This is a genomic window from Pseudomonas sp. CCI3.1, from assembly GCF_034313985.1.
Classification (GTDB): Bacteria; Pseudomonadota; Gammaproteobacteria; order Pseudomonadales; family Pseudomonadaceae; genus Aquipseudomonas; species Aquipseudomonas psychrophila.
In genome coordinates this window covers 4,568,005-4,592,799 of the sequence record NZ_JAVIWO010000001.1, presented here as the reverse complement: position 1 = coordinate 4,592,799, position 24,795 = coordinate 4,568,005, and the positions used below count along the sequence as shown (strand labels likewise).

The window sequence follows — 24,795 nt, the reverse complement described above, 5'->3', positions numbered from 1 at the left end:
ATCAATCGTGGTACATCACCGATCGCCCGCCATCGATGGTGATGCACGAGGCGTTGATAAAAGGTGCTTCATCGCTGGCCAGGAACACGGCCGTCATGGCGACTTCCAGCGGCTGGCCGATGCGCCGCGGCGGATGCAGATCGAGTGCACGCTGACGCTCGGCATAGGGGTCGGCGAAACCGTTCCAGTAGTCGATGTTGAGTTGCGTCTCGATATAGCCTGGGGCAATGGCGTTGACCCGGATGCCTTTGGGTGCGTACTCGATGCCCAGTGCACGGGTCAGGCCCAGCAGGCCGTGCTTGGCCACCGGGTACGGGAAGCAACCGGGAATGATGTGGCTCGAATGGGTCGAGGCAATGTTGATGATGCTGCCGAGGCCCTGCTCGATCATGTGCGGCAAAACCGCCTTGCAACCGTACCAGGCGCCATCCAGATCGATGGCGAAACAGCGGCGCCAGTCTTCTTCGGTCATTTCCAGAGGGTCACGGAACACGTTGACCCCGGCGCAATTGACCAGCACATCAACCCGACCGTGGAGTTTCAGCGCCAGTGCAACCTGAGCATGCAGGTCTGGCTGGCTGGACACGTCGGCCTTGATCGCCTGCACATCCGCGCCTTGCTCACGCCAATGGGCGGCGACCTTCTCCACCTTCTCGGCCTGGATATCGCTGATGACCATTTTCGCCTGTTGCGCCACAAAGCTGGCGACGATGGCTTCACCAATACCTTGAGCGGCACCGGTCAACAGCACGACCTTGTTCTTCAGGCGCTCGCCGCGGGGGGGATCAGCCACGGGGGGCAGTGCAAGTGGTTCAGCCATTGATCAGGACTCCTAAACACGACAAAAACCGGGCATCTGTCGATGACCGGTTAAAAAGCAGGGGGGATTGGGGGTGACGTGCAGACGCGCTAGTGCGCAGGAGCACCCTGGAGTAGTTCGGCATCACTTCACCTGTTTTGTTTTTTTAAGTGTGAGTGCGTGGAGCTGAGGCCGACTATAAACCCAGGGGCAACAGAATCTCAATATATAATTTATCGTCCCACATTAAGGGATTTAACCCGCAAATCGTGTGCAAACAACGCCAGGAACATCGACCCTGATCGACAGCAACGCTCCATCCAAAGGGTGGTTGGCCGGGCTGGCTGCACTGGTGATAAACAGCGTGCGCAGGTCTGCACCGCCAAATACGCAACTGGTAGGACGGCTGACCGGCAACTCGATCACCCGGTCGACTTGCCCGTCGGGGGCCAGGCGCAGCAAGCAACTGCCGTCCCAGCGTGCATTCCAGACGAACCCGTCGGCGTCCATCGCCGAACCATCCGGACCGCCCCGAGGGTGAGGGCCACGCCAGACTTCAGGCGGGCTCAAGAAGCCATCTGCCGCCACCGAGTACTGATAAATCGTGGCATCCAGGCTGTCGCCGAAATACAGGGTGGTGGCATCAGCGCTCCACAGCAGGGTGTTGGGAATGCCCAGGCCGTTGAGCAACGGCGTGACACGGCCATCGGCCTGAACCCGAAAGAGCCCGCCACTGCGGCGCTCGACAGGCAAGTCTTGGCCCTGCTCGCCAATGTTGTTCTGCATGGTCCCCAGCCACAGCTGACCCAAGGCGTCGCACCGGGCCTCATTGGGGCGATTGCCTGGCTGCGGATCGACAACACAGAGCAGTGTGAGCCGCGGATCAAGGCCCGGCGAATCCAGATCAAGGCGATAGACACCGCTGCTCAAGGTCACCAGCGCATCACCGCTGGCACAGGGGATAAAGGCTGAAACGTGCTCGGGCATTTGCCAGATCTGTACGTTGTCGCCCTGCAAGCGCAAAGCCTGCCTGGCGGCAATATCGACCCAGTACAAGGTTTGCTCGGGAGCATCCCAGAACGGCGCCTCCCCAAGCGTTGCGCGATGCGCAGTAACGGCTGTCCACGGCATAGGTGCTCCTGATTTTTATTGTTAGGGGTCAGGCACGCAATTTAAGGCTCAAGACCCATGGGGAAAAACGTCCCCCCGCTCCAGACACCCAGCCAGTTCTGCCCGTCGACCTGACGAACCACCGCCAGTTCGACCAGTTGGTAGAACACATTGCGGTGGATCAGGGCTTCGAGATTGCGCCGTACATGAAGGTAGGGCGCGGGCTCCTGGGTCTGAGGATCGATGACGAAGCGCAGTGGGTGCTCGGTGCCGGCATCGATCAACTCGTCGACATGGGTGGTAAAACGCAGGACTTGCTGCTCGCCCGTCCCTACCACTTGCAAAGCGATCGCGACAAAAGGCGCGTCATCCACCTTGATGCCGACTTTTTCTACCGGAGTGATCAGAAAGTAGTCATCGCCGTCGCGGCGAATGATCGTCGAGAACAGCTTGACCATGGGCTTGCGGCCAATTGGCGTGCCCATGTAGTACCAGGTGCCGTCCCGGGCAATGCGCATGTCTATGTCACCGCAAAACGCGGTGTCCCACAAGTGAACGGGCGGCAGGCCCTTGTCGGCCCTGGGGATTTGCGCCAACAGGTTACTGACGTCTACCGGCTCGCTCATGTTGCTCTCCTCGACTTATTGATCGCTCAAGCCTATCAAGCTGCGAGCGTACTTGGCGAGCGGCGGGCCTATCAGGTCAGCGGGCTTGTTGTCATGGAACGTCAGCAAACCGCCGCGACTGCGGATGGTGGCGGTATCGATCAAATACTGGGTGCTGGTCTCGATCAACATCACCTGGATCACGCCGCTGTCGATCCCCAACCGGCTGATCTCTTCCTGGTCGAGCCATTCGTCGCTGTTGCTGATGCGGTCATCGGCCCGAGCAAAGCGGGTGAACAGCAAGTAGTGAGCGCCAAAGCCCCGGGCTTCGGTCATCGCCTGATCGAGGCCGACCGGTTCTTTGGCGCGACGCACCATGGGAAAGTATTCGACGAAACCGTTAAAGGCTTCTTCGGCCACCACGTTGGGGCGCACGTACGGATCGCCGATCGGCGCAAACGGCCCTTGGGCGATGTAGATAAAGGAATCCGGCTGAATGCGCAGCGAGTTGCTGCGACGGGTGTTGCTGTGATCAAGCATGCCCGCGTCACTCAACTGATAACGCGCGCCCTCGCCCAGATCGCTGAGCTTCATGCAGCCGCCCAGCGCCAATAAAGCCAGCCAAACAATCAGACCACGCATCCTGCTCTCCCGATGGCCGGTGACAGAAAACCGGCGAATAGTCGCGTGATGCAGATTGCGCGCCAGTTCGCAGAGTTCAGTTTTTGTGGGAAAAAACTTGGTTACTGTGGGAGCCAGCCTGCTGGCGAAAGCATCACTTCGGTGAGCCAGGCAGGCCGTGTCGCCTGCATCGCCAGCAGGCTGGCTCCCACTAGGACGGGGTCTACAGTTCAGCCGCCGATGATCTTCATCACGGTGGCGCCACCGGAGAACGCAACGTCCTGCTTGTCGCCCAAGGCTTTCATCAGCAGGCCTTGCAGCGCAGGCAGCGCCTGATGGCGAGGCTTGTTGAGCAGATCACCCACATAGTGGCGATTGCTCGACGACAGGCAACCATGCAGCCACCCCGTGGAAGACAACCGCAGCCGCGAACACGTTCGGCAAAACGGCACGCTTTCGTTGGCAATCACCCCGAAATAACCGTGATCCGGAATCTGGTAGCGCACAGCCGTGGCATCGATTGGCGCATCGGCCTGCAAGTACTCGTAGCGCTCGCCAATCAGCGATAACAGCTGTTGAAGGCTGACGAACTGCTGCAGGAAGGCATTGCCATCACTGGCCAGATGCCCCATGCGCATCAGCTCGATAAAACGCAGTTCATAGCCGCGCTCAAGGCAGTACTCCAGCAACGGCATGACCTGATCCAGGTTCTGTCCGCGCAAGGGCACCATATTGACCTTGATCTTGATCCCCGCTTCCCGGGCCTGCTGCATGCCGTCGAGCACGGTCGGCAGATCGCCGCCACGGGCAATGCTGCGAAAGGCTGCTGGATCAAGGGTGTCCAGGGAGACATTGAGACGGCGAATGCCCGCGTCCAGCAGCAATGGCAACTTGCGCGCAAGCAATTGGCCGTTAGTGGTCAGGCTGATGTCGCTCAACCCCAATTGCCCCACTTCACGCATAAACGTCTCAAGCTTGGGGCTCACCAGCGGCTCGCCGCCCGTGATGCGCAAGCGCTCGATGCCCGCCGCCTCGATCAGGTAGGCCACCCCGCGCACCATCGCTTCGGCCGACAGCTCATCCTGCGCGGCAACCAACCGCTTGCCGTTAGGCACACAGTAGGTGCAGGCATAGTTGCAAGCGGAGGTCAGACTGATACGCAAGTTGCGAAAACGTCTGCCTTGGCGATCAACGATCATGGATGACTCCGGCGCGGGGGAAATGGGCCGCCGCAAAACCTGACTCATAAATCAGGTTTTGGCAAGACCCAAGCCTGATTATAAGCCTCAAGGCCATAAGCCATGAAGGCAAATACTGGCCGGGGTTACTCTACAGCCGGGGTATCGGTGTCACGCTTGCGCTTGTTGCCCATGCGTACGCCAATGTCCATCAGGAACTGAAAAAAGCCTTCCTGGTCTTCCAGCACATTGCTCCAGAACGGCGAGTGATACAGCGCCACGGCGCCGTGCACCAGAGCCCACGCTGCGCAGTAATGGAAGTATGGCGGTACGTCTTCGAGCTTGCCTTCACTGATACGCCCCTTGATCAGCAGGGTCAGGCGCTCAAAGTTCGATGCACGGATCTTGTGCAGTTCTTCGACCAGTTCAGGCACCTGATTGCCCTTCACGACCTTTTCTTCAAGGCGATCGAACAACCGGTAACGCTGCGGATCACGCATGCGAAACTCAAAGTAGGCACGGGACAGCGCCTCTTTGTCTTTATCCACGTCGGCGGAATGCAGCAGCTCGTTCAAATCGCGCTCGTAGTCGAGCATCAGGCGCAGGTAGATCTCGGCCTTGGACTTGAAGTGCTTGTAGATCGTGCCTTTGCCGATACCCACGGCATCAGCAATCATCTCGACGGTGACACTGTCTTCACCCAGGTCGAGGAACAGCTTGAGCGCGGTATCGAGAATTTCTTGCTCGCGGCGACGAAACTCACGGACCTTACGGGGTTCTTTGTGCATAAGAAAAGGTCTGTTGGGGTCAAAATCGAAGCGAAGTATTATGCATTAGTCACGCAAAATTGCACGGATCATCCTGCATATCGATGTGTTCAAACGATTTACCCGCGGCCCAATGAGCACTCAAGCGAAGCTCGGGTATTCCAAATCTGTTTAAAAAACGATCAATCCCGGCTGGACGTTCGACAAAGCTGGCCAATACTTAACCTGTCGGCGTGACATCCCCCCCAAAGTGTCTCGCCGATATAGGCAGCAACGGAATGTGTGCCTTTGTTTTACTCCTAATGGTCTTAACCCGGATTCCCCAGAGCCCGGGTTTTTTTTGCCTGCCTGTTTACTTTAAAAACTGTGGGAGCGGGCTTGCTCGCGATGCAGGCGCTGCGGCCTGAATGGATGCGCGCGGTGATGCTATCGCGAGCAAGCCCGCTCCCACGTCAGATTGACTGCGCAACCCGAGCCAGCGGGAACAGACGCTTGAAGTTTTCGGTGGTCTGCTCTGCAAAGCGCTCGTAGGACTCGCCGCGCAACATGGCCAGAAACTCAGCAACTTCACGTACGTACTGCGGCAGATTCGGTTTGCCCCGATAGGGAATCGGAGCAAGGTATGGCGAGTCGGTCTCGACCAGCAAACGATCTGCAGGCACCTGGCGAGCCACATCCCGCAGCGCGTCTGCATTGCGAAAGGTGACGATGCCCGACAGCGAGATGTAGTAACCCATGTCCAGCGCCGTCTTGGCCATGTCCCAGTCTTCAGTGAAGCAGTGCAGCACGCCTGCCTGAGGCAGTGCCGCCTCACGCAGTAAGTTCAGGGTATCGGCACGGGCGCCACGGGTGTGGATAACCACCGGCTTACCCGTCTGCTGAGCCGCTTCCAGATGCACCCGAAACGACAGTTGCTGCAAGTCGGCAGCTTCAGGCTCGTAGTGGTAGTCCAGACCGGTTTCACCGATAGCCACCACCCGAGGGTGGTTCAGCTCGTTCAACAGCCAGTCCAGAGCGGGTGCCGCTCCCGGCTGTACGTCCAGGGGGTGGACGCCCACCGAGCAATCCACATCGGCATAGCGATCGGTCAGGGCTTTGACATCCGCCGCGTTGTCGGCACTTACGCCGATACACAGAAAATGCCCTACACCGCGTTGACGTGCTGCCTCGAGAGCCGCGTCCAGCGAGCCGTCATGGGCGCTCAGATCAAGACGATCGAGATGGCAATGAGAGTCAACCAACATACAAAATTTACCTGCTTATCAATTCAATCAAATCAGCGCTGGCCGGGCAGGCTTGCCCACTGCACCAGTAACGCTTCCAGCAACAAATCGCGATTGAGGTTGGCCTTGCTCAGCACTTTTTGGCGCTGAGCCAGAATCCAGTCCTGAATGTTCAGCACTTTGTCCTGCGGGGTCTTCTGCGCCAGGTACTGCAATACTTTGCGCATGTCCTCAAGCCCCAGACCGTCTTCGTCCTGAGTCAGTTGATAACGCAAAACCAGGCTCGACCAGTCGCAAAACCAGTCAAACAACAACAGCAACGGAATGGTTTTCCAGCTTTCAACCAATTGGCTGGCAGAAAGCTCGCGCTTGAGCAGCTTTTTAACCCCGTCCACCACGGCAGCACGCTGCTCGCGAACACCCTGTGCCTGCAACTTGACGGCCACCAGGGGCGAACCGGCGGCAAGGGTCAATAACTCGCCCCGCTCTGCTTCGCTGATATCAGGCAAGGCCTTGGCCAGCCATTCAAGGCTCGATGCCTGGCTCGGCAACGGACAAGCCTGCTGCACGCAACGACTGCGAATGGTCGGCAACAATCGACTGGACTGATGGCTGACCAGCAGCAGGATGGTGTTGCCGGAGGGCTCTTCAAGGCTTTTGAGCAAGGCGTTGGCGGCGTTGATATTCATCGACTCTACCGGCTCGACCAGTACCACCTTGCGCCCGCCCAGTTGGGCGGTCTGCACCACAAAGCTGACCAGATCGCGCACCTGGTCTACCTTGATCGCCTTGTCAGCCTCTTCAGGCTCAAGAATGTAGTTGTCGGGATGACTCCCGGCAGCCAGCAACGAGCAGGATTTACATGCGCCACAGGCATCAAGCCCGACCGGTTGCTTGCACAACAGGCTGGCCATCAGCCGCTCTGCCAGCGCCCGTTTGCCGATGCCTGCTGGCCCGTGCAGCAAATAGGCGTGGGCATGCTGCGCGCGCCCTGCCATTTGCTGCCACAGGCTGTCTTGCCACGGATAGGCCTCAGCCACGGTGCAAGCTCAGCAATTCTGGCAACAGGGCGTCCAGCTGCCCTTGCACCTGCTCCAGCGTCTGCGCGGCATCGATCAGGCGATAACGCGCAGGCTCTGCCTTGGCGCGCTCAAGATAGGTGCTGCGCACCGCATCAAAGAACGTACGACCTTCCTGCTCAAAGCGATCAAGACGACCACGGGCACTGGCCCGGGCCATGCCGACTTCAATCGGTAGATCGAACACCAGGGTCAGGTCAGGACGCAACGCCCCCTGAACAAAGGTTTCAAGGGTCGCGATACGCTCATGGGACAAACCTCGACCGCCGCCCTGATAGGCATAAGTGGCATCGGTAAAGCGATCACACAGCACCACCGCACCACGTACCAAAGCTGGGCGAATGACTTCGGCCAGATGCTGGGCCCGGGCGGCGAACACCAGCAACAGCTCGGTGTCGGCACACATCGCATCATCGCTGGGCGTGAGCAACAGTTCGCGGATACGTTCTGCCAAGGGTGTTCCGCCAGGTTCGCGGGTCAGCACTACGTCGATACCTTCGGCGCGCAAGCGCTCTGCCAGATACTCGCGGTTGGTGCTTTTTCCTGTTCCAAATATTTTCTTTGGAAGAGACGTAAACCAAACGTCAATCCCAAATAAAATCACGAAAAATTTCATTGAACCGATAATTTTCAATGAGTTAGATAATCCTGAAAATAGTGAAAAAACACCAGAAACGCCACTAGCGTCAACTAAGCCCTGAAAGGGTCACTTTTGGCCCCCAAATGTAAACCAAACCGGCTATTTGAAAGCAAGAAGCGTCGAATCCGACGTCCTTCGGCGCCAAAAATGTAAACCAAACGAGGTAAGGCCGTGATTGTATAGGGTCTTTTCCTCCCTGTCTGGATGAGATAAACGACAGCAACGGAGCACCTCGTTGACAAAATTTCGCCTCTTCCAACCGGACGAACGGTTGAAGGGCTGGGGTAGTCAGACGTTGCCCATTTTGACCCGCCAAAAGGTTATTCGGCAGCGGGTCAGAATCAATGAGTATACCTTTAACATACTGATATTCCGTCGGAAACCACTCATATCTTGCCCTTTCACCTTGACTAAGTACCTCCTGTTGACTTCATTGACTATTAACACTCAGGAGAAAAGCCGACATGACGCTTTCACACCTGTTTCACCTCGAGAGCACTCCTGAAGTACTCGACAAGAGTCTCCACTGCGTTGTGTTCAGCACGCTGCAGTGGAAAACCCCTAATCTTGATGTGATGGCGCAGGCAGGAAAGCAGCGCTTCGCCGTCTTGTACAACCAACCTTTAGAGCACAGCTTCGTTATAGAGGCCCTTGAGCAAGCGCACATCCAAGGCGCTATGTCTGGGGTAAAGGTGGTAGCCGCTCACAAAAACCTGCTCTATCTGTTTTTGAGCGACGATGTGGCAGGCAAAACCTTCCCTACCATTGAGTCCTTGTGGGAACCCATCAAGGAACTGGATCTCAATCAGCGATTGGAAGTAGATTTCGCGAGCGAAAATGAAGTGTATTCAGGCCGCTCCGATTACTCGTTTCAGTCGGCCGTTAAAGAAGTCCTTGAATCGAATACTTTGGGGATTGAGCCATACCAGATACCTGTTCTCCATGACTGTTCAGAAGAGATACTCTACGGAGATGATCTGGAGTCTCACTCACTTCATGTGGATATCCGCCAGTCCTCTACCTCCCAGCCCGCAGCTCCCGATCAGTTCAGCTCGATGGCCTTGGCATCTGTAGCTTCCATGATGGGGCATACCAATCATCGGATAACTGAATGTTACTTCCGCCCATTTAATGAAAAACCGGACGCTTAACGAGTAACCGGGCTTTTCCCTAAGAATTCAAATCTAGGTGGACAACCAGGTGACCGGAAATCAGCTTCCTATCTCGGGGAGGGGCAGCGCTGTTGGGCGTGTCCGTGTACAGCTTCTATGCCTGGATTAAACACTACACCAAGCCTCAGGAGCAGCTCACTCAAGAAGGAGGGGCAGAGTGCTGAGCTTCGTCGCCTAGCGATAACGCAGCTTATTTTCAGCTGATCTCGCCCTCATTTTCTTCATCATCCTCATCGTCGGGCTCATCTGTAATTCGATAAAAACCGCTCCAGGGCCGGCCGCAAAAGTTTGGCAAGTCGTCGGGACGCCAAGAGTTGAGCACACTGAAATAGCTGCAGGCCACACCATGTTTCAGCTGTAGTTGCTCACAGAGGACTTTGACGATCTCCTGGCGCTCTCGTAGATCCCGCCGACGATCTAGCTCATCTAAGGTACCGATATATCGCCCCAGCTTATTGACCAGCACTCGGCCAGCCTTGATGAGAGCTCGAACGTATGGGTGGGTATTGTCTTCAAAGTAAACCCAGCAGCCACCGCGTTCACGTGTCACGGTTTTCAAGGTACATAACTCAAGTTCAGATATTCGAGCCGAGAAGTCCTGAAGAGCTTCGACAGCAGCTTCATCGGAGACGACCATGCAGGATTTGAAGTCAAAGTAGGCTGCCTGAACCGCAGATTGCTTGCCGACCTCAGAGAGCCCCTCCAAAGCCGTTGGCAAACGCTCGCAGACCAGAAGGTGATCAAAGTGGCTTTCCGATAATATTTGCTGGTCGATGAGGGACAAGATGTCATATTGGAGCCTGCGGGCGTCCGCTTGAGTGGCTACGACTATCCCGATCCCTGACCACCTCTTCTGCGTGAGTTCGAATCCTGGCAGCTTATCCCCGAGGCAGCCGTTATCTTCCATCTTAGCTATCGCGCGGTGATAATTCCGGGGGTATGGCCATCGCCACTCCGAGGGCATTGCCTGGTCGTTAAACATATCCAACTGACAGACGACGTAGCGATACTCATTCCGGAGGACGTCTTCCGGAGTCACAGCAACTACAGGATTGCTCTTCTGTAAGAATGCTCGCAGGTCGCCTCCTTGCACTACCTGCTCTGCTCCCGCTCGCTCCGCTGAGCACGTGGGAAAGGTGATCGCATACTGAGTGACGGCCTTGTTGACTCCTTCTACACCTTCTCGTACCGCAATCAGATCGGCAACGCTAAAGTTTGAGAAGCAAACGGCTGGCTGAGCCCCATGGATCGTCTCTTGTCCGTCCCTGATGCCAAAAGTGGCCCAAATATGATGAAAGCGTATGGCGACCCTGAGAAGGAAACGTGCAGGCCAATCCTCAGCCCAGCAATTTGTGGAAAAAAGTTCTGGTATGAATCGCGGACACGAATTGCTAGACAAATCAACATCTCGAAAATAATGAGCAATTCGAGGGGCTTGACGGGCATCGTTTTGATCTGGCATCTCACTCTCCAATTATTCAAAAGCAAACCTGCCCGCCCCTATGAGAAAAGGTTTATTAAGGCCTAACCACAGAGGCACTACCGACAACAAAAAAGCTAGTCCAAGCCCGCAATCAGGGCAAGTTTTTTTACAAAAAAAAAACAATTTTTCTCTTTAAAATCAATGATTAGCTATATATTGACACGGCAATCGGAGTTCAAAAAACAAAAATTCATGAAGCTTAATAACTCACCAAAAATCAATAAATCATCAAAAAAATACAATCAACGACAAAACACAAAATGATTCGAATCAATATAAACCCCCACTTAAAACATCATTCTAAATATTATTAAAAGAATAATAAAACTCAGATTCTTAATCTTATGATTTTCCATATGTATCAATAGCCAATCCCGCAAACATGCAAATATGCCTGCCACCATGCCCATTAGGAGGCCACCCTTCGTGCCGCTGGCTCACCTCTGCCAGACGATGACTTATGTGCCCTGCATGATCGCTATGGCAGCTGTGCAGGAATCTGATGAATGAAGCATGTCCGACTAATCCGGCACGGAGAAAGTGACGCTAATGTTGGTACAGACAACCTGGATAACGCGATCATTCCTTTCACATGTAGCTTGGCTGACCTCCTGAAGCAGCCAGATGTCATTCATCGTCGATAGCGGATGTGGAGAGAAAACAGCGGGGCTCCTCGAGAACCGATTTTCTAGACAGGTGCAATTGCTGTGCTAGCGTTGATTGATCGGTTCCTGGATCGTGCGGTCGGTTCGCAAAGGTGGGTTGCCACAGGTTGATTTAACTTTTTGCTTAGCATGCCTATTCGACAATCGTCAGAGGGCAGCCGACACCCTGACATGGAGAATGTCATGCGTGTACCCATCTATAGCGCCGATCTTGTCGACAAGCGCGGCTTCAAACGTATCGCAAAAAAACTACAGAAAAATTGGCCCAGTGGCACTCCTATAAGTCTTGCCTCTGCCCAAGCAATCCTGTCACGGGGCTTAGGCTATCGCGACGTCCATGATATCCAGCAGTCGGCTGAAGCAGACGGTTCAAAGGCTCCCCAGCCCACCCATAATGATGTTCGGGATGGCATCAGCACATCTATTTTTGCATTTTGCCAGGCGAGCAAAATCATCGGTATTGAGGAGACCGTTCTCGACCGCTTGGTGAAATTACTTCCCCTTCAAGAGCTACGTGCATTCCAAGACTTCAACCATGGGCACCAGGCTGATTCCTCAGCACCGACTGTGCTCGCTCTCCCTTTAGATGCTGCACCAGAGTGTTCAGACCCATCAAATGAAACCAGCATTGACCATGCTTGTCAGCCAACTGACGTAGGTTTGAAACGTAGGCATTCAGTTCCAGCCTCATACCTAATTGATGAGAAAGGCCTGAAGGCTCTGTGGGAGGTGGTGCAGTGCAGAGGTAGTCTTCGGGATCAAAGCTGTATTGCCATGTTGCTGCAGGGACTACGTCCTCATGATCTCATGCCTGCCAAGCCGCAGGACTTCTCGTACGTCGACTCGGGAGTCCTAATGCGCGTGCATTACGCTAAATCCCGCTCAAAAGAAGGTTTTGCCCTTTTACCCGGTAGCTTTGGACGCGTGGTAGGCAGGTATATCCAGGAAGCAGGCCTTTCAGTGAATGACTTTCTGTTTCCATCCGAAACAGACGCAAGGGTTCCCATGAGTTCGCAGCAGATGAGCAGAATCATCGGTTCCTATCTGCGTGTAGCGTTAAATGATCCTGCACAAAGATCTATACACAGGATCCGGCAATCGGTGATCGTCCACATCATGAAGGCGAGTTCATCATCGGTGTCGGATATATCGGTGTCGGACATAATGGGATATTCCTCACCTAAAACGACGCTTGATTACATATCGGGTTTGAGGAAGAAACCAAAGAAATAGGATTTTGTAGGCTCGTCCGAGCTTCATTAGCATGAAGCTCGGCAGCTAGGCTAGGCATTTATCAAATCACATCCCACGCCGATACCTTGGGAGTCATTGCTCAGCTTTGGCATTCATCCCTCCTACTTTTCACCCGCCGCCCCACGACGTGACTAAGCCATATCTTCCTCGGCCTGAAAGACCGCGACGAGCTTCTGAGTGTAGTCGTCCAGGGTGAAAGAACATACCATCTCTAATCCTTCGCTTCAGCAGACTCTTGATTGGTGTTTGGTTTTGCGAGATATAACGAGCAGTTGCTCATTAGGTTGGGTCGGTTTGACCGATGACAGCACCATACTACCGTCTCTGATCAGTGCCCCCGACCTCATTCAAACCGACTCAGTCGGGCCCGTCGTCCCGAAGCAGCGACTTTTAGAAAAATGCAACACACACCGCCCACTGCTGAGCCGGCCTCCCCGCAAAGGCGAGCGCATTGCACTGTCATAAATTGTCTCAGCTCAAACCTGCCTCGGTTTTGAAATCGTCTAGTTTAGCCGGTAGTTCTAGACCACCAATGTCATGCACGGAAAGCAACCATGCACGAAAGATTCAGAGTGATCGAAACCACCACGCTGGACGATGGCAGCAAGCGATACAGGGTCGTTGATCTTGTAGAAGGAGGCTCAGCCAGCAAGCATGGTGTCTTCAAAGCTTGGACAGAAGCAGACGCTGTTTGCTCGACATTAAATGCTGAACATCCAAGGCAGTTGGCAGTGCGTGGCGTTGCACCGCATAGCTCCTACTGAGTCGTTGCAACTGATACTGCTATATTTGTTACGTCCTGCCCCATCGCTCAAACGGAGCCAAAATGCTCAAACGTAAAGATCCACCCTCCCGTATGACCTATCTCTTCCTGATCGTTTTGACGCCGTGCCTGATCCTCTCCGGCCTATGGAAACAAGGAGACCTCAACCTCCAGACTGCGTCGCTCGCGCTTACCGTTAATGCGCTTTTCTATGCAAACCTGAGGTGGATCCAGGACTTCTTTCGTGCCGACTGGGGCAACGAGTACGACGAGAAACTGGCGTTTTTGACCTCCCAGCTCGCTCGTGGTGACCTGTCCTCAAAAGAGCGTGTTCGCTTGCAGCGAAACCTTACCCGGCTGCCTGATCGCTACCACCTCGTCACTTCTCCGAATGCTACGTACAGAAAGATCAACGTAATTGGCACTGTCCTTTACACAGGTGCAAGGGTTCTCAAGGCGATGATGCTTTGATCAGCACCCCGTAAATAGTACATGTCAGATCGTTAAACCGGCCTCGCAATTGGTATCACTTCTTTAGCGCGTGCTTTAAGCAGAGTCGGTGGAGTGTTCTCGGCTTAGTGCTGCGCTCGAAGAAAATCGTCTGCTAAGCTCAGCGTCGGCGCGATGAGCATCGGAACTGTTTGAGTAGCGGGTGCTCATGACTGAGCCTTTCCATCACCACAGGTCATACAAGTATGACAGCCTGACCGACAGACGACCTTTGAACCCTCACGTAACGGTTCCAAAGCCAGGCGGAGGTGTACAACCCCGTTCCCGAAATCAAGACGGCCAAGTCCGAGATAAGCGGGACGATGCCGGAAAACCTAGAAAGAAATAAAGCTGCGCGATGTATGACGGGCTACTCAGCGAGTGGCCCGTTTTGTCGGTGATTAGCTTGGTAACTATGACAAGCTTTAGGGGTAAGACAAACTATGGAGTATTTGCGCAGATGCTGAGGTATGCACAGCGACCACAGTGCCTGCCCTTGACCGCAGATCGATCCCCTGCCGCGAATCGAGCGGCCATCTTGTAGACCGTAGTGCTTTCAGCCTTTTTAGATGCCACGTCCACGACATGCTGATCGGTGATCATCGAGTAGACCTTGGCGCTTGCCACTCGCTTGCCGTTAATGTTCAGCATCATTGGCCTCAGGTGCCCTAGGGTGTACTGAATGCCTGTTTGAGTCCGGATCCAGTGAAGCTGGTTATTCAGGGTTAGCATCCAGGGGAGCTCGATGTGCAATCCGTTAACCTGCGACACCATACCCTCAATTACGACACCCCCTACACTGCGCACTACTGCGATGCCTCGTTTCGCCGCAGCGACTGCGTCCACCATTAAGCCGGGATCTTCTAACTTACTTGGCAAGCGGTGTGATGCCCAAGCGGTCGTGAACGCTTCCGAAGGTGAGACTCCATCTCTGGCAAAAGCCAAAAGCATATCGGTGATTGCCCAGCGAGCTCGAATCGATACGTCGATATCTTGCTCGGCAGTGAGAGCAAGCTCGTACCGGTAGTGAAACTGCAGTGGACAACTGAGATACGTCTGGAAAGCCTCATAGCTGACCGTCGGCACAACCGAGTTGCTGATAACAGGCATCGGTGCTGCAACCGCTCCCGGCACTGCGACCCCAGGGCGCTTGATCAAACTGGTCGGTTGGGCCAGATTCAATGGTGTTGGACGAGGCCAGCCGCTGATTTCATAAAGGTACAGGTAGTCGCGTGCTCGGGACAGGGCGACATACAGCAGGTTGTTCCGCTCGACCCGCTCCTCAAACATAAACTCGGCAGCGGTGCTGTTCAGAACCTCTGGAGGCAGCAACTCCAAACCACGCACATCATATGCATAAGGACGATCGGCGCCATAAGACGAATCACTGATGTCCGTCACATGGACTGCTGGGTATTCCAACCCTTTACTCGAATGAACAGTCATTACGCTCACTGCGTCCAAGGCTCTCGCCTCCGGAGGCAAACCACGATCTCCCAACCTCTCACCGATTCGTCGACGTAGTTCTTCGCGAAGTAAAAATTGCGACAGTCGAGCTTGGCTGGCATCACCATCACCGTTTCGGACAGCGTAAACGAACAACCATAGAGCAAGCCGTTCGGTATGCGCCTGAATAGATTGATCAGCGGGGTTGGGCATTCCATAGCGCTGATCCAGAAGCACCTTCGACACGAAGTCCCACGGCCGGCTGTTGCGCTTAAGCCCATTCAACAACTGCGCGAGGTTCGACTTGGCTTGTTGACCCGCTGGTGACAAGCCAGGAACGGTTTGCCATAACCAACGACCGCGTTGCATGCCAGAGCCTGAGCCCTTTGAGGTAAGGAAATTGAGGTGCTCGATATCCTGAGAGCTCATGCTGAAAGCAGGCTCAGAAACAAGCCCTACCAGCGAGCGGGGCTGACGCATGCAAAGCAATTCCATCAGACAGAGCAACCGCTTGATCACTGGCCGCTGGCAAACATCGCCAATGTGTAGCACCGGCACATTTAAAGCAGCGAGAGCCTCCACCACCTGCTCGACATCTGCAGATTTGCGACTGATGACCACTTGATCTCTGTATGGGATGCCCTGCTGAACCAATCCACCAATGCGCTGGGCGATCGTTGCTGCCTGAGAGTCTTTGGAACCACACTCATACAGGGTCGGAATGATCCCGATTGAATGACGATAGGCACTTACATGTTCCAGCGGCATCCGGCTGCTTAGGGCATGGTTGATGCCTGCGCAGGAGAATAGCTCTAGAATCTGCGGGGTACTCCGCCGATTCAGATCCAATGCATACCGCTGGACATTTGCGCCAGAAATATTGCTTCTGAAGGTGGCATCGAAATCGATCAGGCTTCTGATCGAGGCGCCTCGCCAGTGATGAATCGCTTGGCGTACATCACCGACTACCCAAACGGAGCGCGCATTCAAAGCCAACTGCCGCAAAAGATCGACCATCACCTCGGTGACGTCTTGATACTCATCGACGAGCACGTGCTCAAAATGATCGATGTACTGGACGACCGAAGTTCGGTCGCGCTTGGCCTGGGTAGAAGGAAGCGCTATCAAATCGACGTAATCGACCAGTTGCTCCGCCCGCATCGCGGCCTCATAGGCTTCGAACAGTGTGGCAATGTCCTCCCGCTCGTTCGCAATGTCAGGATCGGAGGGCTGCAAAGCCGTAAGTCGCGCCCGATAGTCGGCAACGGTGAGGCACTCTTCCTTGAGTCGCTTGATCTGACCCATGACGCCTGGAAGCCAGTCATATGGGTTCTGAAGTCTTAAGTAGTACTTCAACTGTACCTTGGGAAGCGTGCGCACCATTAGCCGCACCTGCATCAACGTGTCAGCTATTAGGACATCTGGATCGAGGTTGAATAGCTGATGGTACTTTCTTAGGAATTCGAGGCCGAACGCATGAAAGGTACCAGCCCAAACTTCAGATGCTCCGGTGATAGCGGATGCCTTCAGGCGCTCCACTAACTCGTGCGCTGCCTTATTGGTGAAGGTCAGGACGAGGATTCGGCTTGGCGGCACACCCTGTTCGACTAGGTGCTTAATCCGGTGAATCAATGTGGTGGTTTTACCCGTACCCGGCCCAGCAACCACATTGACGAAGGTCTCAGAAGCAGTGGCAGCGACATGTTGCCCTGACGTCATGGGCGGCAACGGTGGCGGCGGAGATGGAGGCAGGATCGGAAGCAGTACACCGTCGAATAGCTGGAGCCGCACAATCTCCAAGGGCACCTGCAAACTGGCAGCAATTGCGCTTGCACCCATACCTCCGTGAAACATCTGGCTGGCCACTGCACGGGGTAGCAGCAACTCGCGAGCAAATACGTTAGCTTGTAGCTCCAACCGTTCACGGGCACCGTAGGCTTCAACAGCAACCGTGGCCTGGCTACCATAAGAAGCCGTCATTGCACTGAGGTGAGCGATGGTCTGGGCAGGACGGTCGCCATCCAGAAACCAGTGTCCCAGCTCATGAGCAATCAGGTAGGCGGACTCAGCGGGTGAAACATCGTTTCGGATGTAGACGGTGCTGATTTCCCGCTTGAGGACGCCGCTCCCCCCTCCCAGCTCAGGGTGTCCGAAGGGCAGACGCTCAATCGCGATATTCAGTGCGTCTTCCACACCTGCCAAAAGTGCACCGGACGCTACTCCCGACAGGGAGTCAGACAAACCCACCAGGGCTTCTCGGGTTTCAAATGCTTGCCTACGAGCCCTGTCAAATGGATTCACGCCTAGCCCTCCAACTTGAGAAGACGCTCTTCCTCATCGGCGGGCAACTGGAGTTCCTTCACCGCAACACTCCAGGCCTTGCGCTCGACCTGAACCGTGGGCTTGGCCTCAGTAGCCTTATAAGCTGGTACCGTCTGAGTAACAAATCGACGCTCCAACGCCACTGACAGCACTTCTAGAGGCACCGTCAAGGCCGTAGCCATTTTTGCCAATACCCGCGCAGGCGCAGTCACGGTGCCACCAAGAATCATGTTGGTCAGCTGACGGTGCTCACCCAGATCAATCTGTGTCGCCAGTAAGCGAGCTTTAGGGCCGCACGCTTGCTCAACTACCTTTACGGCCTCAACCACTGCTTCGTCTGTAATGATCGGCCCATGAGCTTCTGATCGCAGTGCTTTCGCAACAGGGCAATGACTCAAGGCCTGAGCGATCACAAAATTGGTGAAAGAAGATAACGATCGCTCGTACTCACCTGCTCGTAAACGAGTTCTGTTCACAATTTTTCGATCTGCTCGGATCACCCAGTGTTCTGACTCGCCACCTTCGAAGTCGTTGGCTTTACGCTCGTAGTCAGTCAGCAACTGAGAAGGGCTGATCGTCCTCGACTCCTGGTCAAACCTTGTCAGTCCGTCCTGCAAAAGATCACGGGCAGCGGTAGCCACGGAGACTCCACGCTCATCTGCGACTGACTTTACCAAGGTGTGCATCGAAACTTTGGTGGTTAACCCAATCACTTCTCGGGCAGCGCGTGTTTGCTCGTCCATGTGCTTGGTATTTACCGTAGGTTGCATGATCGTCTCCAAAGCCTGCGGTCTTGCAGGCGCTGTGCGTGAGACATTGGGCACCACGTGCTGTTCGCCAGAACGTGACTGAGGAATCAGATTCACCAGAGCCGACATTAGATTAAGCAGCAGATGCGGCTGATCGATACCAGTCACTTTCACCGGTTGACCATCCGCCAGCGTCATTTCGCACACAAGGCCTTCGGAGGTCTCTCGCAAGCGCATGAATGGCTTGAGGCAGGCTAGGAAACTAGCGCACCCTTCGAGATAATCAGCAGGCTTAAGTGTTGGCATTTTCATAATCAGGATTGGTCGCTGGTAGGATAGTGCGTGACGGTCACGCTGGCGTACATCACTTTTATATCACTAGCGCATGTAGGGACACAATTGATCGACGTAATCTTTTCACAAGCCGTGCGGGCAGCTGTCACCCATTGGCGGGCTCAACTGACCCTTGAGCAGGTCATTGAAAGTCTGGCTAATCCAGTAAACCTAGGGCTGATGCTGGTTCCCGCAATTGAGCAAGAGCTGAATAGTCACAACTGCAGCTGTGCAGCAGTGAAAGACTACGCTTGGGCCCAACCCTACCTACGACTGCAAGCTGTGTTCGAAACCGGGGAGCTACCGGATACTCCGGAGGATTTCTGCCCGGTGCCTTCGGCTGAAGGAGCGGCAATGGCCATGGTCTCGGCGATCGCGTGTCTTGCAGCCATCGGTTCCGATACGGTCTCTTATGGCTCAGAAAACAATGGCGATCTGTTCGTCAACTTGGTGGTGTTCCCTCCTGGACGAGGCAAATTTACCGACAAGTCGGCTGACAAAATGAGCGGCCACACTGACGCAGTCACGTTTCCAATGCGCGGCTACCGCGACCCGCTCAATCCACGTATTGCACCTTCGCCGGATTTTGTCTGCTTATCCTCTTTGCGCAATCCGAATGATGTGCCAACCACAGTTATGCCGCTTGACCAGCTCATGACGTCACTGACAAATGAGCACATCGAGGATCTGCAGAAGCCTCAGTACCTTATTGGCTCGCAACTGACCTTCCGCGACGGGATGATCGATATTCTCGGAGATGAATTGGAAGTCGATTACGCCCAGCTTCTGTATGCGATTCAGGACAAATGGTGGATTCGGTTCAGCCATAGAACTACCCAGATCGCTACAGGCGCCCAAGCCTCTGCTCATGAAGCAATGGTCGCTCTGAAAGAGGCATGCGCAGGTTGCGTCATCCCCTTGCCACTGGAACCGGGCGATATTGCCTTGGTTAACAACCGCATCGCACTGCACGGGCGCAGCGAGGTGGGAAAAGAGTATGGCGGGCAGACACGCTGGTTTCTCCGCACATACGGACTGGACACATCGGATATCGATCCAGCTCAGCGCCACGACGGCAGCCCATTCATGCTCTTCCCCTAAGCGAGAGCGGGCTCCGAGCAAAACCTCGTCTATTTTTTATTTTGGCTTTGTGATGCTCACCATTTGTTTAGCCAAGGTGTGCCTTGATTTGCATCTGTCGAGGAGGGCCGATCCATTGATTTATCGCGTGGCTCCGGCGCACTCGCGTCCTCCTCAGGAGATTTTTCAATGATTAATGAGCCATTCTTTCCTTACCAAAGGCTAGCGTCCGATTTATTCGCTTTTCTACCCGAGGACAGTACGGACGGCTCTCACGACCTGTCTCATATTCACCGGGTATGGACGAATGTTCGGCGGATACAGGAAAAAGAAGGTGGGGACTTAGAGGCATTGCTTGCAGCTACCATTTTGCATGACTGTGTTGCAGTCGAAAAAGACTCTCCATTACGGGCGAAAGCATCAACGCTTTCGGCAGATAAAGCCTCTTCTATACTGGAACGGATGGGTTGGTCTGCATTGCGCATTGAGCTAGTCGCTCACGCGGTGAAAACGCACAGCTTCTCAGCAGGCATCGAACCACTCACCCTCGAAGCCAAGATTCTTCAGGACAGTGATCGACTAGATGCCATAGGAATGGTAGGAGTCGCGCGCTCGTTCTACGTTTCTGGCCGAATGGGCTCGGCACTGCACGACTTTACTAACCCCACTGCCGCGGGCAGGGACTTTCAAGATAAACGTTTCGCCATTGAGCACTTCCACACAAAACTGCTCAAGCTCGCCTCTGGATTCCAGACTGTCGAAGGTGCTCGGCTAGCAGCGGATAGGCATGCACGTCTGAATACTTTCCTAGACGGATTCATGGAAGAAATCGGAGCACCAAACACAACGAAATTGTGACGTGACTGCATGTCCAATATCTAACCTCCGTTTGAGGGGTAAGCCGAGCCGATCCTTGGCCTAGTCATCAGAAGCCTAACCACTTTTTCAGCTTTTCAAGCAACGACGGTGCTTGGGTTTTTTCATGAGCGATTGGAGTCGGTTGGCGTACCTCATCGCCGTTAGGTTTGTTTGCTTGCTGCCGTACTTTCGCTTGGGCATCCCATTTGCGTCCGGTGTCGATCGCCTCCTGAGACATATCACCTGCCCACTCGATGCGCCCTGACCGTACCCAATAGTGCGAGCGACACCGGAATGTCCAATTGCCAATGGACGGTTTGAGTGACACCGTTTCACCATCGAATGACATCTGCCAGTCGGTTGGAGAAAAAGGTGTGATCACCTTGTTGCCGCAACCACAGGCACACAGGTGTGCTGCAGTTGCGAACTCCATGGCCAGGTAGAGCTGACCGGGCTCCAACTTCTCCGGGAAGTGCTCAACGAATTGCGGCGTAAGACCTTTGATAGTCATGGACGCTCCTCGCTATTGCCCATCTCATTGAGGTTGGTCGAGTAGGTGAAGTGGTCGGCCTGGACGTTGTCGACGTAGAAACCACAGAGCCGCTTCCAGGTGCCGACCGCCAGTACCGCGTTGAGCGCATTCAGATCAGCGATCTGAATGTTCGAACGGTAGGCGTCCTCTGCAGGGTTTTCAGTCAGCGGCATAGTGCGATCAGAGTGGTCGTGATGCTCCGGCGTGAGCGTCGTGACTCGGCATGTTCCCCAGATCTGCTGTGTATCGCCGACCAGATGCACCCCCATGCCGACATCGAGCAGCGAGGTGCGGGTACCCCGAAGCGCTTTGACCACCAAGTCCCGTACCGTAGTGTTATCGACACTGAGGAACACGTAGTCGTAGGCACTCAGATCAGCGACATTCTCCGTAGTGATCATGCAAGGATGCGCAGTGATGTTGCGGTGCATCTCGCCGTACTTTTCCTTGAGGTACTCAACTTTCTTCATTCCCCGCTGCAAGTCGGTGAAGGAGACAGCACCTGGGTAGCGAAAAGCATTGTGCTGCTGGAGCATGTCGCCGTCGAACAGGTGGATCTCCGACACCGGGGTCTTAGCGACCTGATCCAAGATGTAGGCGCCAGTACCGCCAAGGCCCACCACTGCCACCTTCAATCCCTTGAACTTCTCGGTGGACATTCCGATGCCGGCGCGCGTCGACGCCGTGTCGGTATAAGTGAAGACTGTCTCCTCAACATCAGACCGGAACGGCGCGAAGGTCTTGGCAGTGACACCCTTCTCCACCGCTTCGGCCTGGCCGCTCAAAATCGAAACGTAGATCGAGACCTTCTCGTAGTAATCGGCATAGTTGCCACTCTTGGGCTTGGCCGAGAAAAAGTGGTTCACGACCAAATCCGACATCAACTGATTCGTACCGCTGCTGTTGATGATCTGCTCGAGGGGACGCCCTTGCGAATCGCAAGGGCAGTCACCGATGAAATGTGCCGTATGGTCGCCCGGACTGACCGCAACATCAGCAGTTAGATTGAGCGCCATAACCAACACGCCTTTGCACACCTGACGCTGAGCGTTTACGTAGGGCACGTCCCGAACCAGGAGGTAACTTTCCCTGGTGTCCAAGTTGTATCCTTCGTTGCGCAAGCGCAGGAGGTGGGGACTACGACTTATCAGTGGCTGTGACATTGAAGTGCATCCCCTTCTTGATACGAACGTGCTGGCCAGCGACCAGGTTAATGAGCGAGTTGCCTTCGTGACCTTTCGCATAAGTCACGGTGAAGTGAGAGTTAGGGCCTGGTTCCGCATCGGGAAATGCGAGTCGCGCTACATCCCAGTAGCTCAGGTTGCGAGCGTGGACGAACACGGGCAGCGTGTTGACGAAGACCTTGATGTTGATCTCCACCGCCGCAAAGTGCTCGACACCAGGGCGCGCCAAGTCGAACAAGTCACGATCTTCGATCAGCTCATCGTCCTCACCCGGGATGACCAGGAAGATGTCGTATTTCTGCACATCCACGCCGGCCAACTGCTTCAGAGTGCGACCAGAGATGAGCTGGCCGCCCCAGTCCTGGGCGCGCCCGTCGATGAAGAACCGAAACGAGCGGTCGCTCTTAAACACCAGGAATTTCTCGATACCAGCCTGGCGCAGGTCAGTCGTTTCACTGGGGCTGAGCAGCTCCAAATGGCCGTTGCTGAGAACCTGGAACAAGAGGTACTCGTCGACCGGGCGGAGTTCCGCAACCTCCAGCACCTGCTGGCCGGTTGGAACAGGATCAGCGATTACCAGTGGCCGGTACTTCAGCTCCTCGTTACCGAGCTGAATTTTGTAAGGGCCATGTTCACGTACTTCGCGGCCCGCCAAGACGGCGGCTGCCACGTCTTCAATTTCTAACTCGTTCAACTGTGTCATGGGAAAAACCTCGTATGCGAACTGTTGCCTGAACAGACAACACCATCGATCTTAAAAAACGACCCGAGGGTCGTTGTCCGGACAGACAACAGTGGACTTCAAAAAAAAGCCGCTTATCATGGGTATGAATCGCGAGCTGTTGTCTGGCTAGGCAACAGACTACTCCCGCCCGTTTGGGCAATGCAAGAGGTTGGAGAAAAAAATGGATTTGGCTGAGTTCATCGCAACCATGCGTGAACGAAAAGAGCTGAGCTTTCGTGACTTGGAGAAGCGCGCAGGCGACCTGGATCATGCGTATATCTGGAGATTGGAGAAGGGAGACCGGGCAGCCCCGTCAGAGGATGTCGTCACGCGTCTGAGTCACGCGCTCGAGCTGGATGACAGAGAGGGCGATGTTTTCAAGCTGCTGGCCAAGTCGGTCACTGTTGAGGACTCCCTCTATCACCTGATGGTCTCTCGCACGGACATCCCATGGGAGGATTTTGAAGACGTAGCAACGATGAGCTTCAGAGGTGAGCGTCCGAACACTGAAGAAGCATGGCTCAAACGGATCGAACTCATCCAGCAAATGTAATGACGAGGGTCTTCATGGACGAAAACATTGTGATCTCACGGGCCAGGAAACTGTTGAAGGACACAGGTATCAACACAGCACCCGTTGATGTAGAGGCACTGGCGCTTCACTTGGGCTTCAAGGTTTCGCGTGTGGAGCTTCCCGATGGTGAAGCGGGTAATACTTTTGAAAGGCGCGGACAGAAACACATCTGGGTCAACGAAAAGGACAGCGTGGTTCGCCAGCGCTTCACCATCCTCCATGAGATCGCACACCATGTCCTTGAGCTCCCGTCCAAGCATGGTGAGAAGGTGCCCGCTGATGAGCTCGAACGCTTCACGGGGCGTCATCAGGAAGAGATTTCGTGCGACATCTTTGCTGCCGAGTGCTTGGTTCCCTGGGCAATGATCCAACCGCTTGCGGAGGAAAAGGACTTCACCTTGGAGCACCTTGCCGAACTGGCTGATCACTTTCAGGCATCCCGCTCGTGTATCGCTTCGAAGTTTGCACAAGCCTCAGAAGGTCACTTGGCATTCGTCGTCGCGGAGGACGGCGTGGTGAAATATTCCATTGGATCGAAGGCCTTGCGCGAAGCGAGGGTGTGGATCACCAAAGGAATTCCCCTTCCTCAAAATTCAGCCGCAGCCAACGCACACAAGACCGGTATAAGTGGCCTTCATGAGGCCGACATTGAGGGGGCGGATTGGAGCCACAGCGATGATGCTCGGCGGTTCGCCTGCTACGAACAAGCGACCTACCACGCGCCGACCAGGCAGACTCAATCGATCCTGAATTTTGAAGAGTTCGATCCTCGCCCGGTATCGAACGGCTATCGGGCGAGACATGATGACGATGACATGCTGGAGGAGCTTGATGGCCGACCTGGTTGGTCGAAGTACCGATAGTGCCTGCACATAAAGTGTGGACTGTGTCGAGGGAAACTGCTCTAGACTCCGCTTTGGCGTGTACCGTGTTCACCACCTTCGAACAATGACTTCAGCGCTATGCATTGAAACCGTGAATTGGTACATGACTGAAAAAAGGCGACAGATAATCGGCTAGTGCGAAGATCGAGCTATCGAACGCACCACACTCACCTGATAAAATACCGACAAACTTTAGCTGAGCAAAACGCCTGCTCTCATCCACGATGCATGACAACCTCAAATCACCACGAGCGAAGTCTA

22 protein-coding genes are annotated in these 24,795 nt (G+C 54.7%); 7 read left to right on the top strand and 15 right to left on the bottom strand.

Annotated elements, in window-relative coordinates; all coding sequences use genetic code 11:
- Window position 1: 1 nt before the first annotated feature.
- The 9 genes from RGV06_RS21090 to tmk form a co-directional block, all read right to left on the bottom strand.
- Window positions 2–820, bottom strand: a complete 819-nt coding sequence (locus RGV06_RS21090; protein WP_046808541.1) for an SDR family oxidoreductase — start codon at window positions 818–820, stop codon at window positions 2–4.
- Window positions 821–1,054: 234 nt separating this feature from the next.
- Complete coding sequence (locus RGV06_RS21085; protein WP_019827951.1) at window positions 1,055–1,930, bottom strand: SMP-30/gluconolactonase/LRE family protein; 876 nt, start codon at window positions 1,928–1,930, stop codon at window positions 1,055–1,057.
- Between the two features lie 41 nt (window positions 1,931–1,971).
- Window positions 1,972–2,535 carry a DUF1285 domain-containing protein gene (locus tag RGV06_RS21080; RefSeq protein ID WP_019827950.1) on the bottom strand — a complete coding sequence of 188 codons (564 nt, stop codon included), beginning with the start codon at window positions 2,533–2,535 and terminating at the stop codon, window positions 1,972–1,974.
- 15 nt (window positions 2,536–2,550) lie between these two features.
- A complete protein-coding gene (locus tag RGV06_RS21075) occupies window positions 2,551–3,156 on the bottom strand; it encodes a DUF4823 domain-containing protein (RefSeq protein WP_019827949.1) in 606 nt (201 codons plus the stop codon).
- Between the two features lie 209 nt (window positions 3,157–3,365).
- Complete coding sequence (locus RGV06_RS21070) at window positions 3,366–4,334, bottom strand: GTP 3',8-cyclase MoaA (protein WP_019827948.1); 969 nt, start codon at window positions 4,332–4,334, stop codon at window positions 3,366–3,368.
- A gap of 125 nt (window positions 4,335–4,459) precedes the next feature.
- Entirely contained in the window at window positions 4,460–5,101 is a 642-nt protein-coding gene (locus tag RGV06_RS21065) for a TetR/AcrR family transcriptional regulator (protein ID WP_019827947.1), read from the bottom strand.
- Window positions 5,102–5,532: 431 nt separating this feature from the next.
- On the bottom strand, window positions 5,533–6,324 hold the full coding sequence (locus RGV06_RS21060) for a TatD family hydrolase (protein WP_019827946.1): 792 nt from the start codon (window positions 6,322–6,324) through the stop codon (window positions 5,533–5,535).
- 32 nt (window positions 6,325–6,356) lie between these two features.
- A complete protein-coding gene (locus tag RGV06_RS21055) occupies window positions 6,357–7,343 on the bottom strand; it encodes a DNA polymerase III subunit delta' (protein ID WP_019827945.1) in 987 nt (328 codons plus the stop codon).
- Window positions 7,336–7,938, bottom strand: coding sequence for a dTMP kinase (tmk, locus tag RGV06_RS21050; RefSeq protein ID WP_322151938.1), 603 nt, complete (start codon window positions 7,936–7,938; stop codon window positions 7,336–7,338). Before tmk ends, RGV06_RS21055 begins: the two co-directional genes overlap by 8 nt.
- Window positions 7,939–8,486: 548 nt before the next feature.
- Between tmk and RGV06_RS21045 the strand changes: the two genes are divergently transcribed.
- On the top strand, window positions 8,487–9,173 hold the full coding sequence (locus RGV06_RS21045; RefSeq protein ID WP_106117498.1) for a hypothetical protein: 687 nt from the start codon (window positions 8,487–8,489) through the stop codon (window positions 9,171–9,173).
- Between the two features lie 217 nt (window positions 9,174–9,390).
- Here RGV06_RS21045 and RGV06_RS21040 read toward each other — a convergent pair whose 3' ends face one another.
- Complete coding sequence (locus RGV06_RS21040; RefSeq protein WP_322151184.1) at window positions 9,391–10,656, bottom strand: DUF4427 domain-containing protein; 1,266 nt, start codon at window positions 10,654–10,656, stop codon at window positions 9,391–9,393.
- 869 nt (window positions 10,657–11,525) lie between these two features.
- Here RGV06_RS21040 and RGV06_RS21035 point away from each other — a divergent pair.
- Both RGV06_RS21035 and RGV06_RS21030 read left to right on the top strand, forming a co-directional pair.
- Window positions 11,526–12,575, top strand: a complete 1,050-nt coding sequence (locus RGV06_RS21035; protein ID WP_322151182.1) for a hypothetical protein — start codon at window positions 11,526–11,528, stop codon at window positions 12,573–12,575.
- Between the two features lie 847 nt (window positions 12,576–13,422).
- Window positions 13,423–13,830, top strand: a complete 408-nt coding sequence (locus RGV06_RS21030; protein ID WP_322151180.1) for a hypothetical protein — start codon at window positions 13,423–13,425, stop codon at window positions 13,828–13,830.
- A 459-nt stretch (window positions 13,831–14,289) separates the two neighbouring features.
- Here the strand turns inward: RGV06_RS21030 and RGV06_RS21025 are convergent, their stop codons facing one another.
- Window positions 14,290–17,595, bottom strand: coding sequence for a UvrD-helicase domain-containing protein (locus RGV06_RS21025; protein ID WP_322151178.1), 3,306 nt, complete (start codon window positions 17,593–17,595; stop codon window positions 14,290–14,292).
- A 2-nt stretch (window positions 17,596–17,597) separates the two neighbouring features.
- Window positions 17,598–18,563, bottom strand: coding sequence for a hypothetical protein (locus RGV06_RS21020; RefSeq protein WP_322151177.1), 966 nt, complete (start codon window positions 18,561–18,563; stop codon window positions 17,598–17,600).
- Between the two features lie 144 nt (window positions 18,564–18,707).
- Between RGV06_RS21020 and RGV06_RS21015 the strand changes: the two genes are divergently transcribed.
- Together RGV06_RS21015 and RGV06_RS21010 are read left to right on the top strand one after the other, a co-directional pair.
- Window positions 18,708–19,799 carry a TauD/TfdA family dioxygenase gene (locus RGV06_RS21015; protein WP_322151175.1) on the top strand — a complete coding sequence of 364 codons (1,092 nt, stop codon included), beginning with the start codon at window positions 18,708–18,710 and terminating at the stop codon, window positions 19,797–19,799.
- 168 nt (window positions 19,800–19,967) lie between these two features.
- On the top strand, window positions 19,968–20,636 hold the full coding sequence (locus RGV06_RS21010) for an HD domain-containing protein (RefSeq protein ID WP_322151173.1): 669 nt from the start codon (window positions 19,968–19,970) through the stop codon (window positions 20,634–20,636).
- A 67-nt stretch (window positions 20,637–20,703) separates the two neighbouring features.
- Here RGV06_RS21010 and RGV06_RS21005 read toward each other — a convergent pair whose 3' ends face one another.
- From RGV06_RS21005 to RGV06_RS20995, 3 genes are read right to left on the bottom strand one after another with little or no spacing between them, the layout of a single operon-like run.
- A complete protein-coding gene (locus tag RGV06_RS21005; RefSeq protein WP_322151171.1) occupies window positions 20,704–21,147 on the bottom strand; it encodes a DUF6527 family protein in 444 nt (147 codons plus the stop codon).
- Window positions 21,144–22,331 (bottom strand): ThiF family adenylyltransferase, encoded by a 1,188-nt coding sequence (locus RGV06_RS21000; RefSeq protein WP_322151169.1) that lies wholly within the window; start codon window positions 22,329–22,331, stop codon window positions 21,144–21,146. Before RGV06_RS21000 ends, RGV06_RS21005 begins: the two co-directional genes overlap by 4 nt.
- Window positions 22,306–23,055, bottom strand: coding sequence for a multiubiquitin domain-containing protein (locus tag RGV06_RS20995; protein WP_322151167.1), 750 nt, complete (start codon window positions 23,053–23,055; stop codon window positions 22,306–22,308). Before RGV06_RS20995 ends, RGV06_RS21000 begins: the two co-directional genes overlap by 26 nt.
- A gap of 202 nt (window positions 23,056–23,257) precedes the next feature.
- Between RGV06_RS20995 and RGV06_RS20990 the strand changes: the two genes are divergently transcribed.
- Together RGV06_RS20990 and RGV06_RS20985 are read left to right on the top strand one after the other, a co-directional pair.
- Window positions 23,258–23,629, top strand: coding sequence for a helix-turn-helix domain-containing protein (locus RGV06_RS20990; protein WP_322151165.1), 372 nt, complete (start codon window positions 23,258–23,260; stop codon window positions 23,627–23,629).
- Window positions 23,630–23,643: 14 nt separating this feature from the next.
- Window positions 23,644–24,513 (top strand): ImmA/IrrE family metallo-endopeptidase, encoded by an 870-nt coding sequence (locus tag RGV06_RS20985; RefSeq protein WP_322151164.1) that lies wholly within the window; start codon window positions 23,644–23,646, stop codon window positions 24,511–24,513.
- Window positions 24,514–24,795: the final 282 nt, after the last annotated feature.

Bases quoted from the DNA above. Each gene is read 5' to 3' on its own strand.
- RGV06_RS21010 (WP_322151173.1), top strand. From the start codon at position 19,968: ATGATTAATGAGCCATTCTTTCCTTACCAAAGGCTAGCGTCCGATTTA.
- RGV06_RS21000 (WP_322151169.1), bottom strand. From the start codon at position 22,331: ATGTCACAGCCACTGATAAGTCGTAGTCCCCACCTCCTGCGCTTGCGC.
- RGV06_RS21065 (WP_019827947.1), bottom strand. From the start codon at position 5,101: ATGCACAAAGAACCCCGTAAGGTCCGTGAGTTTCGTCGCCGCGAGCAA.
- RGV06_RS21090 (WP_046808541.1), bottom strand. From the start codon at position 820: ATGGCTGAACCACTTGCACTGCCCCCCGTGGCTGATCCCCCCCGCGGC.
- RGV06_RS21040 (WP_322151184.1), bottom strand. From the start codon at position 10,656: ATGCCAGATCAAAACGATGCCCGTCAAGCCCCTCGAATTGCTCATTAT.
- RGV06_RS21060 (WP_019827946.1), bottom strand. From the start codon at position 6,324: ATGTTGGTTGACTCTCATTGCCATCTCGATCGTCTTGATCTGAGCGCC.
- RGV06_RS21045 (WP_106117498.1), top strand. From the start codon at position 8,487: ATGACGCTTTCACACCTGTTTCACCTCGAGAGCACTCCTGAAGTACTC.
- RGV06_RS20995 (WP_322151167.1), bottom strand. From the start codon at position 23,055: ATGACACAGTTGAACGAGTTAGAAATTGAAGACGTGGCAGCCGCCGTC.
- RGV06_RS20985 (WP_322151164.1), top strand. From the start codon at position 23,644: ATGGACGAAAACATTGTGATCTCACGGGCCAGGAAACTGTTGAAGGAC.
- RGV06_RS21080 (WP_019827950.1), bottom strand. From the start codon at position 2,535: ATGAGCGAGCCGGTAGACGTCAGTAACCTGTTGGCGCAAATCCCCAGG.
- RGV06_RS21035 (WP_322151182.1), top strand. From the start codon at position 11,526: ATGCGTGTACCCATCTATAGCGCCGATCTTGTCGACAAGCGCGGCTTC.
- RGV06_RS20990 (WP_322151165.1), top strand. From the start codon at position 23,258: ATGGATTTGGCTGAGTTCATCGCAACCATGCGTGAACGAAAAGAGCTG.
- RGV06_RS21085 (WP_019827951.1), bottom strand. From the start codon at position 1,930: ATGCCGTGGACAGCCGTTACTGCGCATCGCGCAACGCTTGGGGAGGCG.
- RGV06_RS21075 (WP_019827949.1), bottom strand. From the start codon at position 3,156: ATGCGTGGTCTGATTGTTTGGCTGGCTTTATTGGCGCTGGGCGGCTGC.
- RGV06_RS21030 (WP_322151180.1), top strand. From the start codon at position 13,423: ATGCTCAAACGTAAAGATCCACCCTCCCGTATGACCTATCTCTTCCTG.
- RGV06_RS21070 (WP_019827948.1), bottom strand. From the start codon at position 4,334: ATGATCGTTGATCGCCAAGGCAGACGTTTTCGCAACTTGCGTATCAGT.
- RGV06_RS21005 (WP_322151171.1), bottom strand. From the start codon at position 21,147: ATGACTATCAAAGGTCTTACGCCGCAATTCGTTGAGCACTTCCCGGAG.
- RGV06_RS21020 (WP_322151177.1), bottom strand. From the start codon at position 18,563: ATGACGCTGGCGGATGGTCAACCGGTGAAAGTGACTGGTATCGATCAG.